The organism is Fructobacillus ficulneus (assembly GCF_001047075.2).
GTDB classification, from domain to species: domain Bacteria; phylum Bacillota; class Bacilli; order Lactobacillales; family Lactobacillaceae; genus Fructobacillus; species Fructobacillus ficulneus.
On the sequence record NZ_DF968000.1, the window covers coordinates 27,138 to 42,812 of the forward strand.

Sequence of the window (15,675 nt, forward strand, 5' to 3'; positions counted from 1 at the left end):
ATTACTTGAATTGCATGTTTGCGAGTATTAATCATATAGAAGTAGGAATAAGACAAGTAAATATTAAAGGGATTAACACTAGTTCCTAACAAATAAATTATAACATTTTTAAAATAAAAGGCAATAATTTAAATATTATACAATAACTTGAATAAAATTTAATATATGGTCATTGTTAACTCCAGTGCAAAACCTATGATAAATAAAAAAAGCCATAAGGCCTTTTTAACCACGTAACCATGGACGGTCGCTGGCTTCATTTTCATTAATAACTAATTCCAAAGTCTTCAGGGCTGCTGGGACGAACATTTCTGGTCGGGGGTTAATCGGAATAAAGTCGGCATCCAATGTCTCGTCACCATCAACTTTAATATCAGCCTTTTTCGGGTCAACTAATTTAACCTCAAAGCCCATTGAAATCGTTTCTTGGGCATCACCCCATGAATTCTTTTCGGTCACATGAGTAGCTAATCCGAGGAGACGGACAACCTCAACATCGAGGTTGGTTTCTTCTTTGAATTCACGGACAACAGTTGCCATTGGTGATTCACCATATTCCATGTAACCACCGGGAAATCCATAACCATTTTTAGTATCGCCACGTTTTTCCAATAAGATGGCATCGTGGTTTTCATTCCATAAAACCCCGAAGGCAGATGTGAAAATCATTCCTTCGTGACCGACTTTGGCCCGCATTCGGGCGATATAGTTTTGTTCCATTGAACTAACCAACTTTCATTTTAAAATTTTTCTTAAACCACTCTTTGTATGATAACACCAGGATATAATTTTGTATTTAAAATTTGTTAATCTTTAATTTTTGGACCTTTTTAGCATCGGTTCGAGCCGTGCTATAATGGGCATAGTATAAATTTTTAAGCAGGTGAAATATGACGCAAGAAAAAGGTGCCGTTTGGTACGAACATCTCCATACGGAAAAACATACCGGGGCTCGTCGAGGCCGGTTACACACGCCTCACGGAACATTTGAAACGCCAATGTTCATGCCCGTTGGAACGCAGGGTGCTGTTAAGGGTGTTAATAATAAAACATTAAAGGAAATTGGTTCGCAATTTATTTTGGCCAATACTTATCATTTATGGGTTCGACCCGGCGATGAATTGATTGCTGAGGCCGGTGGCCTTCACAAGTACATGGGCTGGGACCAGGCTATTTTAACTGATTCTGGTGGATTCCAAGTCTTTTCTCTAGCAGATGCCCGGAAGCTGACTGAAGAAGGTGCCACTTTCCGTAATCACGTTAATGGAAGTAAGATGTTCCTGTCACCGGAAGTTGCTATGCGAATTCAGAACAACTTGGGTTCGGATGTCATGATGCAGTTGGATGAAGCAATTCCATACTTTGAATCCTACGAGTACATTAAAGACTCGATGCAGCGATCACTACGTTGGGCGGATCGAGCACAGCAATACCACAAGAAAACAGATACTCAAGCTCTCTTTGGAATCGTCCAGGGCGCTGGATTTAAGGGATTGCGGACGGAGTCGGCTCAAGAATTAGTCAAACTTGATTTGCCTGGTTACGCCGTTGGTGGATTGTCAGTTGGTGAATCGAAGAAGGAAATGAACCGGGTTTTGGACTTTACCATGCCGCTCTTACCAGAAGATAAGCCTCGTTATTTGATGGGCGTTGCCGCACCTGATTCATTGATTGATTCAGTGATTCGTGGTGTTGACATGTTTGATTGTGTCTTGCCAACACGTGTTGGCCGCAAGGGAACCTTGATGACCCGTCGTGGTCGGGTAGTGATTAAGAACTCGAAATATAAGAATGACTTTTCACCAATCGATCCAGATTTGGATTATTATTCAAAGAATCCAATCCGCCAGGAACAGTTTGGTAATTTAGCACAATATGATGTTCCAGGTTATAGCCCTTACCAAAACCTATCGCGGTCATACTTGCACCACTTATTCAATGCCAACGAGCTCTTGGGTGCACAAATTGCCTCTGAACATAATCTCCGTTACCTATTGAATTTAATGGAAGAAATGCGAACGGCGATTGAAAACGATCAATTGCTCGAGTTTAGAGAACGGGTATTAGAAGAATATGGTTATAATAAAGCCAATGCCCGTTTGTTCTAAAAATTTGTTACAATAGGAACAACTCAAATAAAGGAATGTAATTAAACCATGCAAAGTATTATTTTACCCCTCGCAGTGATTGCTTTGATGCTTTTCTGGATGTCACGGACATCAAAGAAGCAAAAGCAACGTCAAGAAGAAATGCGCACTAACTTGAAAAAAGGTGCTAAGGTCATCACCATCGGTGGTATGCACGCCGTTGTTGAAAGTGTTGACAATGAAGCTAAGACTGTTGATTTGAACGCTGAAGGCGTTATTTTAACTTTCGAAGCAAACGCCTTGCGCAAGATTGAAGCTGAAACGCCAGCAGCAACGCAAGCTCCTGTTGAAAAGACTGAAGAAGTTGAAGAAGTCGAAAAGGCAGAAGAAACAAAAGATTAAAATGATTTGGTTGAGGACAGACCTTAGCCTCAATTATTTTGGACCCTCCCATATTTTCCGGGAGGGTCTTTTTACCAGTCAATGGGGAATTAGATTGCACCTAACCTAGTCGGTTTTTAAGAAATGATGAGGATTCATTGATGAATTTATTATTACACTATGCCAAACCATATTGGCAAAAAATTATTTGTGCGGTTTTGGCGGTTACGACGATGGCTTTTGCGACGTTGTTGCAACCACAATTTTTGAAGAGAATGTTGGCAGCCGTAATTGCCGATGATACATCAGCTGTTTTTCACAACGGTTTTTGGCTGTTATTCTTGGCCATTGTTGGAATGGTTGCTGGTGTAACTGGAACGTTCTTCGCTTCTCGCGTCTCGCAAGGAGTAGCCGCAGCGTTGCGTGAAGCTGAATATGAAAAAATTCAAAGTTTTTCTTTGAGCCAAATTCAGAAATTTTCATCAGCCAACCTTGTCATTCGATTAACCAATGATATCAACCAGGTTCAGCAATTTACCATGCAGCTCTTGCAAATTATTTTGCGAGTGCCGATTCTTTTTGTTGGTGGTTTGATTTTGGCTATCTGGACAATGCCTAACCTATGGTGGGTGATTGTTTTGATGATTGTTGTGATTATGGCTTCAACCCAACGAATTTTTAAGCAGATGGGTGGGTTCTTTGGCAAGTTCCAACGACTTTTGGATAAGAACAATACCATAACTCAGGAAAGTCTAGCAGCCGTTCGAGTCGTTAAGTCCTTTAACCAACAGGACCAGGAGGCGGAAAACTTTGCGGCTAGTACCAAGGAGTTAACAGATTTAAACCGGAAAATCTCATATACCTTTTCATTGATGATGCCAATCTACATGTTGATTTCATATTTGGCGATTGCTGCAGCCTTGCTCTTGGTTTCGCAATCAATTTTGAAAAATCCGAGTGAACTGGCAAAAATTACACCCTTTATTACCTATTTAAACCAATTACTCTTCTCAATGTTAATGTTAGGGATGGTTTCGAATATGGCTTCGCGTGGGATGGTTTCACTGAAGCGGATTGGTGCCGTGATGGCGGAACCAAGTACGATTAATATCCATAACAACGACACAATTGGCGGTCAATCTTTGACAGGAGCCATCGATGCTCAAGGATTGTCATTTGCCTATCCTGGAGATGACCACCAAGTCTTAAAGGACGTTTCCTTTAATTTACCAGCTGGTAAAACTTTGGGGATTGTTGGCTCAACGGGTTCTGGGAAGTCAACTTTGGCCCTCTTGCTTGCCCGGTTATACCAACCAGATGCTGGTCAAATTTTGTTTGACGGCCAAAAATTAGCTGATTTGGATCAAGCGACTCTCCATGAAAATTTGGCGATTGTTTTACAAAAGCCAGTCCTTTTCTCGGGAACAATTGCGGATAACTTGAAGATGGGTCGACCTGACGCAAGTGAAGCTGACTTAGAGAAGGCGGCGGATCAAGCTCAAGCAAGTGAGTTTATCAACCAATATCCTGAACGCTTTGACCATGAAGTAGCAGAACGATCTTCCAACCTTTCTGGTGGACAAAAGCAACGTCTTTCTTTGGCCCGGGCGCTAATTAAGCAGCCTAAAATTTTAATTTTAGATGATTCAACTTCAGCTTTGGATGCCCGGTCTGAACGCCAGGTCCAAGATGCCTTAACGACAGACTTTGCAGCAACAACGAAAATTATCATTGCTGAAAAAATTGCATCGATTATTCATGCTGACCAAATCTTGGTCTTAGACCAGGGACAGGTAGTTGGGATTGGTAGCCACCAAGAGTTGTTGGAAAAATCACCAATGTACCAAGAAATTTATCACAGCCAAAAAGGTAAGGAGGACAACCATGGCTAAATTAAAAAATGCGTTGGCTTACTTTACTAAAAATTTAAAACCCTACTGGCGTGGTCTTTTACTAGCCTTAGGACTGGTCTTAATTGCTACCTATGCCCAGATTCAGGCTCCGTTGTACTTGGGTGATGCTATTGCTGCTTTGACAAGGTATTTGACAGCTTCATTAACTCCCGGTGGTCATGGCTCACTGCATGACTTCTATACTGCTCTAGGTTCAATGATTGGCTTTTATGTCCTCACAGAATTTGCTTTAATTTTGTCAGGATTGTTAACTGCTCGTATTTCTTCTGATTCAGTTGGTACGATGCGGCGGGGTCTCTTTGGCAAACTACAAAAAATGCCAGTTCGCTATTTTGATACGCATCAAGATGGTCGAATTCTTTCACTTTTCACCTCAGACCTCGATAACATTTTCAATGCCATGAATAATGCAGTCTTTCAGATTTTTTCACAGACCCTGCTCTTCTTTGGAATTATGTGGATGATGTTTGAAAAATCAGTCACGATGGCTTGGGTCACGATTATGATGAGTCCAGTTGCGATTATTATCGCCTTAGTGATTGTGCGTTATGCTCGTGTCCAAATCGAGCGACAACAACAGGCCAATGCGGATTTGAATGGCTATATCAATGAGCAACTAGCCGGGCAAACTGTTTTGCTAACTGAGGGACGACAACTTGATTCAATTCAAAAGTTTAACCCTTACAACCAACAGGTTCGTACGGCCAGCCAGAATGGTCAATTCTTTTCTGGCTTATTAAATCCATTGATGCAAGGATTCTCACTTTTGAACCTTGCAATTGTGATTTTCTTTGGTTCATGGCTGGTTTTGCACAACGGTATGGATAAAGCCAGTGGTTTGGCCTTGGTGGTTGTCTTTGTTAACTATTCACAACAGTTTTTCCAACCAATCACTCAATTAACATCAATTTATAATGCTTTACAGTTAGCTTCAACTGGTGCCAACCGCATCACAGCGGTGGAGCGAGAAGATGATGAAGTTAACTCTGGTCAGAAAAAGGCCCCAGCTCTTCAAGACGAACTAGTCTTGGACCATGTGGACTTTGCTTACCAACCTGACCGTCCAATCCTAAAGGATGTTTCCATTACGGTTAAGAAGGGCGAAATGGTTGCCTTGGTTGGCCCAACTGGGTCGGGTAAGACGACAGTGATGAATTTGTTGAATCGCTTTTATGATTTGTCAGCCGGTGAGATTACCTATGATGGTGTCCCATTGGCAGACTTTGATTTGTATTCATTACGAGACCGGGTTGGAATTGTCTTGCAAGAATCTGTCGTCTTTTCGAAGTCGATTCTGGACAATATTCGCTTTGGTAAGCCCGATGCAACTTTAGCTGAGGTTCAAGAGGCTGCTAAACAAGCACAAATTCATGACTTTATCATGTCTTTGCCGGACCAATACCAAACGCAAATTTCGCCTGAAAAGGACCTCTTTTCAAGCGGTCAAAAGCAATTATTATCGATTGCACGAACAATCTTAACTGACCCCGATTTGTTGATTTTAGATGAAGCAACATCAAACGTTGATACGGTGACAGAAGAACAAATTCAACAAGCCATGGATAACGTAATGGCGGGGCGGACGTCCTTTGTAATCGCGCATCGATTGAAGACAATTCTCTCTGCTGATCAAATTGTTGTCCTTAAGGATGGACAGGTAATTGAGCGTGGATCACATGAGAAACTCTTAGGCGAAAAGGGCTTTTATGCTGAGTTGTATACCAATCAGATGGTTTTTGAATAGAATTTGAAAAAGCCCAATTAACGTGGACTTTGATTCATCGTATAGTTTGGAATGCAATGATGGTAGATGGTATAATAGGCAGAGTATGCCCAGGCATGTAATCAATATATGGAGAATCCTATGAAAATTGGCTTATTTACGGATACTTATTTTCCACAGGTTTCCGGAGTCGCAACGTCGATTCAAACATTAAAAAATGCCTTGGAAGCTCAAGGCCACCAAGTTTATATTTTTACAACAACAGACCCAAAGGTTGATAAGGAACAGGTTGAAGAACGGATTTACCGTTTTTCTTCGATTCCTTATTTTGGTTTCAAAGACCGGCGCCTTTCTTTTCGTGGGATGATTCGGGCAGTCGAAATTGGTCGGAAGTTGGAACTTGATATTATTCACACGCAAACTGAATTTTCTCTCGGATTGATGGGTAAATATGTTGCTCGTCGGTTAAAGATTCCGATTATTCATACCTACCATACCCAGTATGAAGACTATACACATTATGTTGCTAAAGGGATGCTGTTGAAACCAGGGGCCATTTCGCACTTGGTTAAAGCCTATGTTAAAGGTATGGATGGCGTCATTGCGCCCTCACAGGGGGTTAAAGAAACCCTGGAAGGGTATGGGATTGAAATACCAATTCCAGTTATTCCAACTGGGGTTGCAATTAAAACTAGTCAAGCCCATCTTGATCTACGTCAACAATATGGTCTTAGTGAAGACCAACCGATTATTTTGTCATTAGGACGGTTGGCATTTGAAAAAAATGTTGCTTTAACAATTTCCGTTTTTTCAGAACTTTTACAAACTTTACCAACGGCAAAGCTGGTTATTGCTGGTGATGGTCCAGCTAAAAAAGCCCTCCAGGGCCAGGTCGAAGACCTTGAACTGCAAGACTCAATTATTTTTACTGGTATGATTAATCATGACCAAGTTGGTGATTATTACCGGATGGCCAATGTTTTTGTCTCCTCTTCTGATAGCGAGACACAAGGGTTGACCTTTATTGAAGCTTTAGCAGTCAACCGGCCCTTTGTGGCAGTTGACAGTCCATATTTGGAACAAGTTGTCACCGATAAAGCAATTGGAACTTTGATTGAAGACTACGATGAGCTTTTGGCTGCCATCTTGTACTATCTTCAAACACCTGATACACCGGCTGCTGATGAAATCAGACGGGCAGCAGTTAAAAATGTTGATGCGACTACTTTTGGTAACCGAGTTTTAGCCTTTTATCAAGAAGTAATCAATAACCACCACAGTAATGATGACGAAGATGATGACCAATTAAATGATGAAGAAATTGGTTATATCAAACGAGTCTTAAGAAACCCCTTTAGGAGAAATTAACTTGAAGGTTTTATTATATTTTGAAAACCAAAAATTAATTGCTAAATCAGGAATAGGTCGAGCTTTACGTTTACAACAAGAAGCCTTGGGGCCGATTGATGATGTGACTGTTACGACTGATCCAAAGTGTCAAGATTACGATGTTTTGCATATTAATACATACGGCGTTAAGTCGATGTATATGGTTAAAAAAGCCCAAAAGATGGGCAAAAAAGTCATTTATCACGCTCATTCAACCTACGAAGACTTTCGTAATTCTTTTTTTGCTTCAAATCTTTTTGCTCCTTTATACAAAAAGTATTTGGTTGCACTATATAGCCAAGCTGATGCATTAATCACACCAACGCCTTACTCAAAGTCATTGTTGGAAAATTATGGTTTGACTCAACCAATTTATCCTGTTTCCAACGGTATTCGTTTAAGTAAATATGCTTATGATGAATCAAAAATTCAAGCCTTTCGGGAATATTTTGATTTAAAGCCTGGTCAAAAGGTTGTGATGTCAGTTGGTCTTTACTTTGAACGCAAGGGAATTTTTGATTTTGTTGAATTAGCGAAGCGTCATCCTGAAATTACTTTTATTTGGTTTGGCTATACGAATCCTTTGATTTTGCCGAAAAAAATTCGCAAAGTAACTTCTGGTGGTGATCACCCGGATAATTTGATTTTCCCAGGCTATTTATCTGGGGACGTTATTTTAGGGGCGTTTGCCGGGGCCGACTTATTCTTGTACCCTTCACTAGAAGAAACTGAAGGAATCGTTGTTTTGGAAGCTTTGGCGTCAAAGCAACGTTTGTTAGTTCGTGATATTCCTGTTTATGATTCTTGGTTGATTAACGGTGTTAACTGTTATAAGGCCCAGGATTTAGAGGATTTTGATCAACAAATGCAAGAAATTTTAGCGGGCGAGAAGCCTGATTTGACAGCACCGGGCTATCAAGTGGCAAAAAATCGTGACTTAAACCGTGTTGGTCAAGTACTAGCAGAAGTTTATGAAGCGGTTTTAGCTGAACGCACTTTGTCGTTAAGTATGGACAATGATGGGGTGCTGAAGCCGGCATTGGGAACAGGTAAGTCCTAGGAGAAAGCAATGAATGCAATGAAGTCCAGAAAAAATCAAGTCTCGGCAGTAGTTGTTGTCTTGCTCACCGCATTAACAATCTATTATCTGACGAGAGAATTAGATGGACGCGAACGGCAATTAGAAGCTGCTTTAAAGGTCTTGAATTGGCGATTTTTGCTTTTAGCCTTAGCCATGATGATTTGCTCTCTGCTACTTGAAGCTTTAGTAACTCGTTCTCTTTTAAATACGGAAGATCGCAAAAACGTTAGGTGGGGTACTTTGATTAGGGTGCCACTGCTTAATCAACTGGGAATTGGTTTGACACCCTTTGCATCGGGTGGACAGCCAGCCCAACTATTTGCCCTTACTCGTGGAAAAATTGATGGGGGAAGGGCTTTATCAGTGACTTTGATGAAATTTTTAGTTTATCAAGTCGTTGTGGTGATTTTCTTTGTAATTGGCTATGCATCAGCGGACTCATTTATTTATAAAAATGTCGATCCAGCATTTGCCACCTTTATTCCATTTGCGATTATGATTCACGCCGTCGTCATTTTAGGCTTGTTACTCGTGATGTTTTGGCCAGCCTTTACCTTAAAAATTGTTGATTGGTGTGGTCGCTTAGCAACTAAGTTCTGGCAGAATCATCAAGTTGAGTCACTAGTTGACAAGGTTGAAGATAAGGTTAATAATTTTCATCAAGAATCAAGGCGAGTTGTCCGTTCGGGGAAATCACTCTTAGTGGCAACAACCTATACGATTCTACAACTGATTGCCTTTTACCTAGTTCCATACTTCGTTATTCGGGCTTTTGGTTATGCCAATGTTAATCCTTGGTTAATCTTGACGATGAATATTATGATAGTGATGGTCATTTCGCTCTTTCCAATTCCAGGTGGGGTTGGGGGAGCTGAGTTGTCCTTCCAGTTACTTTTTACACCCTTTGTTAAGAATCCAGCGACACTAGTCTTGGTTATCTTAATTTGGCGGTTAATTACCTACTATTTCTGTTTGTTTGCTGGAATTGTCGCTTATATTTTGCCAGACCGACACCAGTAAATTAAGAAAGGACTCCTTTTCAGGATGGACGAAGTACAGAACCAAAGTATATTATTATCAATATTAAACCGCTTATTTGCGATGGTTGCAGCCACTGACGGTAACCTTCAAGAACGACGATTTGATGCTTATGGCGTTGAAATTTTAAAGGTTATCTATAATCAGGAAACTCAGGTTTGGATAATTGAAGAACATCGACGCAATAAAAAATACCAGTTTGATGATGTTGATTTAGTAGCGATTGAAATCTACGACCTACTCTTTGACGTTCACCATACTTTTTAGTTTTATGAGGAAATTAGCATGCTAGCTCGTTTAAAAGAAGCATTTAGGCCGAAAAACGTTTGGACTAAAGTGAAGAATACCAAGAATTTTTTTACCAGCGTTACCGGTTTTTTTGTTTTAAATCTGTTCTTAGTTTGGTTAAAAACGTATATTAACTATCAAATTAATTTCACTCTGGGAGCCCAGGGCGAAATTCAAGATTTTTTACTCTTTTTAAATCCAATACCAACAGCTATTATTTTATTGAGTATTGCCCTGTATTTCCGGGGAAGAGTAGCTTACATTTTGGCTTGGGTCATGAACCTGATTCAAACCATTTGGCTCTTTGCCAACATTTTGTATTACCGCGAATTTTCTGACTTTTTGTCAATGGGCATTCTAGGGTCAGGCTCTTCAACAAGTAATAACCTTGGTAAATCAATTCAGGCAATTATTCGCCCAACTGACTACTTGGTCTTTGTTGATTTGATTATCTTGGCCATCGTTTTGTTATTTAAATTCTGGCCGATTGACAAGCGCGGAATTCAAAGACGGTACGCGGTCTTAACAACTGTCTTAGGTGTTGTTTTGATGCTTGTCGACTTTGGAATCGCTTCAGCTGACCGGACAGGGTTGCTGACTCGATCATTTGATAACAACTATATTGTTAAATATATGGGACTCAATGAGTATGCGGCCTTTAATGCTTGGCAAACCCATAATCAAACGAATTCTCGGAAAAAGGCCAAGCCGGCAGATTTGGCTAAGGTCCAGGCCTTCTTGAAGGAAAATTCAATTCCGGCTAACATGTCGTATTATGGGACTGAAAAAGGTAAGAACGTCTTTATGATTCACTTGGAATCATTCCAACAGTTCTTGATTGACTATAAGGTCGACGGTCAAGAAGTCACACCTAATTTGAATGCCTTCTACCATGATCAAAATACGCTTTCATTTGATAATTTCTACAACCAAGTTGGGCAAGGAAAGACTTCCGATGCTGAAATGATGCAGGAAAATTCATTGTATGGTTTGTCGACTGGGTCAGCGATGACTAAGTATGGAACCAGCAATACTTTTGAAGCAACACCAGCTATTTTGGGTCAACAGGGTTATACGACGGCGGCCTTCCACGGCGATGTGCCAACTTTCTGGAACCGAAACAACTCTTATAAGTCCTTTGGCTATAACTACTTCTTCTCAAAGAACTTCTACAAGAATAGTGACAAGGCTAGCTATAATGTTGGTTATGGTATGAAGGATAAACTCTTCTTGCAGGCCACTGCTCAGTATATTGAACAGTTACCACAGCCATTCTATGCGAAGTTGATCACGGTGACGAACCACTATCCTTATGATATTGATAAGGAAGATACCACCTTCCCAGCCACAAAGACTGGAGATAGCACGGTTGATGGGTATGTGCAAACGGCTCATTACCTTGACCAAGCCTTTGGGGAATTGATGGACTACTTGAAGCAGACTGGTTTGTACGATAACTCTGTCTTCGTCTTGTACGGTGACCACTATGGTATTTCTGAAAACCATAAGTCTGCGATTGCCCAATTGTTGGGAAAAGATTCAATCAGTAACTATGATTTGGCTCAGTTCCAAAAGGTGCCATTCATGATTCACGCCACTGGTTTGCAAGGTGGCATTAACCACACCTACGGTGGTGAGATTGACATGATGCCAACCTTGATGAACCTCTTGGGTGTGTCAACGGATGGCATGACGATGTTTGGTCACGATCTCTTATCTCAGCAAAACTCACAAGTGGTGGCTTTCCGAGATGGTGATTGGACAACACCAACCTATACGAAGTACCGCAACCAGTACTTTGATTCTAAGACGGGTCAACAAATTTATTTGAAGGATAATCCGGCTCTGAAAGCGACGGCTGCCAGGGTTCAGGCTTACGTTAACGATTCGTTAACGAATTCGGATAAGGTCATTACTGGAGACCTACTGCGCTTTGATAAAAACCGGGGTAACTTCCAAAAGATTGATAAAAAGTCTTATGACTACACTAAGACCGATACGTTGAAGGCTTTGAAGAATAGTCAAACTTCGAATCCAACTTCGCTCTTAGCCCTGCGCAAGGGTCAGTCAACGGTTAGTGAATATAAGACCGATGCACCAGAATTAAAATCAAGTAAGTAAAACAAAATCAAAACGAGCAATGTGCACCTATTAGGGCATCAGCTCGTTTTTTGTTATAATAGATATAATTGTTATTTACCAGACGGGGGTATTCACGTGATTAAAACACAAACCGATCAAACCTTTGATGTCGTCTCAAAGTATGAACCGACTGGTGACCAGCCGAAAGCGATTGAAAAGCTTGTCAAAGGGCTTAAAGATGGCGAAAAAGAGCAAGTTTTATTGGGTGCCACTGGAACAGGTAAGACCTTTACCATTTCCAATGTGATTGCCCAAAATAATAAGCCAACATTAGTTTTGTCACACAACAAGACCTTGGCGGGCCAGTTATACTCTGAACTAAAGGAATTTTTCCCCAATAATGCGGTTGAATACTTTGTTTCTTACTATGACTACTACCAACCTGAAGCCTATGTGCCATCATCGGACACCTTTATCGAAAAGGATTCAGCGGTCAACGATGAGATTGACCAACTCCGGAACTCAGCAACATCATCACTTTTTGAACGTAATGATACGATTGTTGTCGCTTCTGTTTCTTCTATCTTTGGTTTGGGTGATCCTCACCAGTACCAGGAACACGTGATTTCCTTACGAGTTGGGAAGGAATATGGTCGAGACCAATTGATGCGGGATTTGGTCGAAGACCAATTCGTTCGCAACGATTACGACTTCCAACGTGGAACCTTCCGGGTCCGCGGTGATGTCATTGAAATCTTCCCTGCTTCGCAAGATGAATTAGCGATGCGGGTCGAATTCTTTGGTGATGAAATTGACCGCATCCGCCAAATTTCTGCCCTCACGGGACAGATTATTTCGGAACGTGATAACGTGTCAATCTTCCCAGCCAAGCACTTTATGACCGATGACGAACGGATGCAGGATGCCTTGGATGGGATTCAGGGCGAGATGGAAGAACAAGTCGCCTTGTTCCAAAAAGAGGGCAAGGTCCTTGAAGCCCAACGATTGAAGCAACGGACCGAGTATGACTTGGCGATGTTGAAGGAAATGGGCTTCACACCTGGGATTGAAAACTATTCACGCTGGATGGATGGCCGCAAAGAGGGTGAACCACCCTTTACGCTGTTAGACTTTTTCCCCGATGACTTTTTGATTGTTGTTGATGAAAGCCACGTCACCATGCCTCAAGTCCGTGGAATGTATAACGGTGACCGAGCCCGAAAAGAAACCTTGGTTAACTACGGTTTCCGTTTACCATCGGCTCTTGATAACCGCCCTTTGCGGTTGCCTGAATTTGAAGACCACGTGAACCAGATTATCTACATGTCGGCCACTCCCGGAGACTATGAACTCGAACGAGTACCGAAGAAGGACGTCGTTGAACAGATTATCCGTCCAACCGGCTTGCTCGATCCAGAAATCGAAGTCCGTCCAGTCATGGGTCAGATTGATGACCTGGTTGGGGAAATTAACCAACGGGCTGCTAAGGACGAACGAGTCTTTATCACGACCTTGACTAAGCGGATGTCGGAAGATTTGACCGACTACTTGAAGGATGTCGGAATTAAGGTTGCTTACCTGCACTCCGATATTAAAACCTTGGAGCGAACGGCCATTATCCGTGACCTCCGTTTGGGTAAGTATGATGTCTTGGTTGGGATTAACTTGTTACGTGAGGGAATCGATGTGCCCGAAACTTCCCTGGTCGCCATTTTGGATGCTGACAAGGAAGGGTTCTTACGGAATCCGCGTTCACTGATTCAAACTATTGGTCGTGCTGCTCGAAATGAAAACGGGCATGTCATCATGTATGCTGACAAAATCACTCGTTCAATGGAAGCTGCCATGGACGAAACCAACCGTCGTCGTGAAATCCAAATGGCCTATAACGAGGCCCATGGTATTACACCGAAGACGATTAAGAAGGATATCCGTGACTTGATTCGGGCAAGTAAGGCTGCCGAAGAGGTGGAAGAAGTTGATTTGACTCAAGTTGACTTTGCTGACTTACCAAAGGCTGATCAAACTGAAATCCTAGAAAACTTGACGAACCAAATGAAGGCCGCCGCCAAGGGCTTAGACTTTGAAACAGCTGCCAAGGTCCGTGATAAGATTATGAAATTGAAAAAGCAGGCTGGCCGTTAAGGTCAGCCATTTTGGCACTGATTGCAAGATTGGTGCCGGGTTGGTCCTTCTGCTTGCGAGGGGACTAACCACTAGAAGAGGAAAACATGGCAAAAGATAAAATTGAAATTCGGGGCGCTCGAGCCCACAACTTAAAAAATATCGATGTCGATATTCCCAAGGATGCCTTAACTGTCGTGACTGGGTTATCAGGGTCAGGGAAGTCTTCCTTGGCCTTCGATACCTTGTATGCCGAAGGGCAACGCCGGTATGTTGAATCTTTGTCGGCTTATGCCCGCCAGTTCTTGGGTCAGATGGATAAGCCAGACGTTGACTCGATTGATGGGCTCTCACCAGCCATCTCGATTGACCAGAAGACAACGTCGAATAACCCCCGGTCAACTGTGGGAACGGTCACTGAAATTTCGGACTACTTCCGCTTGCTCTTTGCTCGAGTAGGAAAGCCAGATGACCCAGCTGATGGCACAAAAATTTTAAATTCCATTGACCAGATGGTTGAATATACTCAAAAGCACTTAGCCGAGGGGACCCGTCTCCAGGTCTTTGCGCCAATCATTACCCATAAAAAGGGAACCCATGAGAAGGCCTTTGCTCAAATGCAAAAGCAGGGGTACTTGCGGGCCCGAGTCGATGGGGAAATCATCGAACTCGACACGGTTGATAACCTGGCTTTGGACCGGAACAAGTTCCACGAAATTGCGGTCTTGGTGGACCGAATTGTCTTACGGGCGGATGCCCGGTCCCGGCTCTTTGATTCAATCGAAGCCGCGAGTTCTTTGGCCAACGGCTTGGTCCTTTTGGAACCGGTTGTCCGCGAAGGCGAAGAGGCCCAGGAACCCCTCCGGTTCTCAGACCACTATTTGGGCGATTTAAAGGACTTTAAGGTAGGACGTTTAGAACCACGGCTCTTTTCATTTAACGCACCAATGGGGGCCTGCCCGGCCTGTCAGGGACTGGGTGCTACCAAGGAAGTCGATATTGATTTGGTCTTACCCGATGATACCTTGACTTTGAAGCAGGGGGCCATCGCTCCTTGGAACCCAATTTCATCGAACTACTACCCCGAATTATTGGGCCAGTTCTGTGACCAATTCGGCATTGATCAAAACGTACCCTTCAAGGACTTGCCAAAGAAGGACCAGGACTTAGTTTTGAACGGGTCAGGAACTAAGGAATTTCACTTCCATTACAAGAATGATTTCGGCGGCGTCCGCGATGCCGACCAACCCTTTGAAGGGGTCTTGAAGAACATTGCCCGCCGTTACCAGGAAACGAATTCCGACTTTACCCGCGATCAAATGGACCAGTACATGACCCAGTTGACCTGTGGTGTTTGTCATGGTTACCGGTTGAACCCAGCCGCCTTGTCAATCAAGGTTGGTGGGCAAAACATTGGGGATGTCACCAAGTTACCAGTCGATGAAGAATTGGCTTACTTTGATAACTTGACCTTCGGCCAACAAGACGAAGAAATTGCTAAGCCCATCTTGAAGGAAATTAAAGACCGGCTCGGCTTCTTGCGGTCCGTTGGTTTGGATTACTTGACCT

At 42.4% G+C, this 15,675-nt stretch carries 11 protein-coding genes and 1 pseudogene; 11 read left to right on the forward strand and 1 reads right to left on the reverse strand.

Features of this window, described 5'->3' with window-relative positions; all coding sequences use genetic code 11:
• Nucleotides 1-225: 225 nt before the first annotated feature.
• Nucleotides 226-720 carry an NUDIX domain-containing protein gene (locus AOQ29_RS02400; RefSeq protein ID WP_061992953.1) on the reverse strand — a complete coding sequence of 165 codons (495 nt, stop codon included), beginning with the start codon at nucleotides 718-720 and terminating at the stop codon, nucleotides 226-228.
• 170 nt (nucleotides 721-890) lie between these two features.
• Here AOQ29_RS02400 and tgt point away from each other — a divergent pair, with 170 nt between their 5' ends.
• The 11 genes and pseudogenes from tgt to AOQ29_RS07875 all read left to right on the forward strand — a co-directional run.
• On the forward strand, nucleotides 891-2,108 hold the full coding sequence (gene tgt, locus AOQ29_RS02405) for a tRNA guanosine(34) transglycosylase Tgt (RefSeq protein WP_061992954.1): 1,218 nt from the start codon (nucleotides 891-893) through the stop codon (nucleotides 2,106-2,108).
• 48 nt (nucleotides 2,109-2,156) lie between these two features.
• Complete coding sequence (gene yajC / locus AOQ29_RS02410; RefSeq protein WP_061992955.1) at nucleotides 2,157-2,489, forward strand: preprotein translocase subunit YajC; 333 nt, start codon at nucleotides 2,157-2,159, stop codon at nucleotides 2,487-2,489.
• Between the two features lie 140 nt (nucleotides 2,490-2,629).
• Complete coding sequence (locus AOQ29_RS02415) at nucleotides 2,630-4,360, forward strand: ABC transporter ATP-binding protein (protein ID WP_061992956.1); 1,731 nt, start codon at nucleotides 2,630-2,632, stop codon at nucleotides 4,358-4,360.
• Nucleotides 4,353-6,125, forward strand: a complete 1,773-nt coding sequence (locus AOQ29_RS02420) for an ABC transporter ATP-binding protein (protein WP_061992957.1) — start codon at nucleotides 4,353-4,355, stop codon at nucleotides 6,123-6,125. The genes AOQ29_RS02415 and AOQ29_RS02420 overlap by 8 nt, the downstream gene beginning before the upstream one ends.
• A gap of 120 nt (nucleotides 6,126-6,245) precedes the next feature.
• Nucleotides 6,246-7,472: a glycosyltransferase family 4 protein gene (locus AOQ29_RS02425; RefSeq protein ID WP_061992958.1), complete on the forward strand. Its 1,227-nt coding sequence runs from the start codon at nucleotides 6,246-6,248 to the stop codon at nucleotides 7,470-7,472.
• A 1-nt stretch (nucleotide 7,473) separates the two neighbouring features.
• On the forward strand, nucleotides 7,474-8,553 hold the full coding sequence (locus AOQ29_RS02430; RefSeq protein ID WP_061992959.1) for a glycosyltransferase: 1,080 nt from the start codon (nucleotides 7,474-7,476) through the stop codon (nucleotides 8,551-8,553).
• Between the two features lie 9 nt (nucleotides 8,554-8,562).
• Nucleotides 8,563-9,594 carry a lysylphosphatidylglycerol synthase transmembrane domain-containing protein gene (locus AOQ29_RS02435; RefSeq protein WP_242977379.1) on the forward strand — a complete coding sequence of 344 codons (1,032 nt, stop codon included), beginning with the start codon at nucleotides 8,563-8,565 and terminating at the stop codon, nucleotides 9,592-9,594.
• A gap of 24 nt (nucleotides 9,595-9,618) precedes the next feature.
• Nucleotides 9,619-9,879 carry a YkuJ family protein gene (locus AOQ29_RS02440; protein ID WP_061992960.1) on the forward strand — a complete coding sequence of 87 codons (261 nt, stop codon included), beginning with the start codon at nucleotides 9,619-9,621 and terminating at the stop codon, nucleotides 9,877-9,879.
• A gap of 18 nt (nucleotides 9,880-9,897) precedes the next feature.
• Complete coding sequence (locus AOQ29_RS02445) at nucleotides 9,898-12,021, forward strand: LTA synthase family protein (protein WP_061992961.1); 2,124 nt, start codon at nucleotides 9,898-9,900, stop codon at nucleotides 12,019-12,021.
• 96 nt (nucleotides 12,022-12,117) lie between these two features.
• Entirely contained in the window at nucleotides 12,118-14,127 is a 2,010-nt protein-coding gene (uvrB, locus tag AOQ29_RS02450) for an excinuclease ABC subunit UvrB (protein WP_061992962.1), read from the forward strand.
• Between the two features lie 86 nt (nucleotides 14,128-14,213).
• Nucleotides 14,214-15,675: pseudogene (locus tag AOQ29_RS07875) on the forward strand (excinuclease ABC subunit UvrA); the annotation flags it as partial.

Bases quoted from the DNA above. Each gene is read 5' to 3' on its own strand.
- AOQ29_RS02425 (WP_061992958.1), top strand. From the start codon at position 6,246: ATGAAAATTGGCTTATTTACGGATACTTATTTTCCACAGGTTTCCGGA.
- yajC (WP_061992955.1), top strand. From the start codon at position 2,157: ATGCAAAGTATTATTTTACCCCTCGCAGTGATTGCTTTGATGCTTTTC.
- tgt (WP_061992954.1), top strand. From the start codon at position 891: ATGACGCAAGAAAAAGGTGCCGTTTGGTACGAACATCTCCATACGGAA.
- AOQ29_RS02445 (WP_061992961.1), top strand. From the start codon at position 9,898: ATGCTAGCTCGTTTAAAAGAAGCATTTAGGCCGAAAAACGTTTGGACT.
- AOQ29_RS02420 (WP_061992957.1), top strand. From the start codon at position 4,353: ATGGCTAAATTAAAAAATGCGTTGGCTTACTTTACTAAAAATTTAAAA.
- AOQ29_RS02400 (WP_061992953.1), bottom strand. From the start codon at position 720: ATGGAACAAAACTATATCGCCCGAATGCGGGCCAAAGTCGGTCACGAA.
- AOQ29_RS02415 (WP_061992956.1), top strand. From the start codon at position 2,630: ATGAATTTATTATTACACTATGCCAAACCATATTGGCAAAAAATTATT.
- AOQ29_RS02435 (WP_242977379.1), top strand. From the start codon at position 8,563: ATGAATGCAATGAAGTCCAGAAAAAATCAAGTCTCGGCAGTAGTTGTT.
- AOQ29_RS02440 (WP_061992960.1), top strand. From the start codon at position 9,619: ATGGACGAAGTACAGAACCAAAGTATATTATTATCAATATTAAACCGC.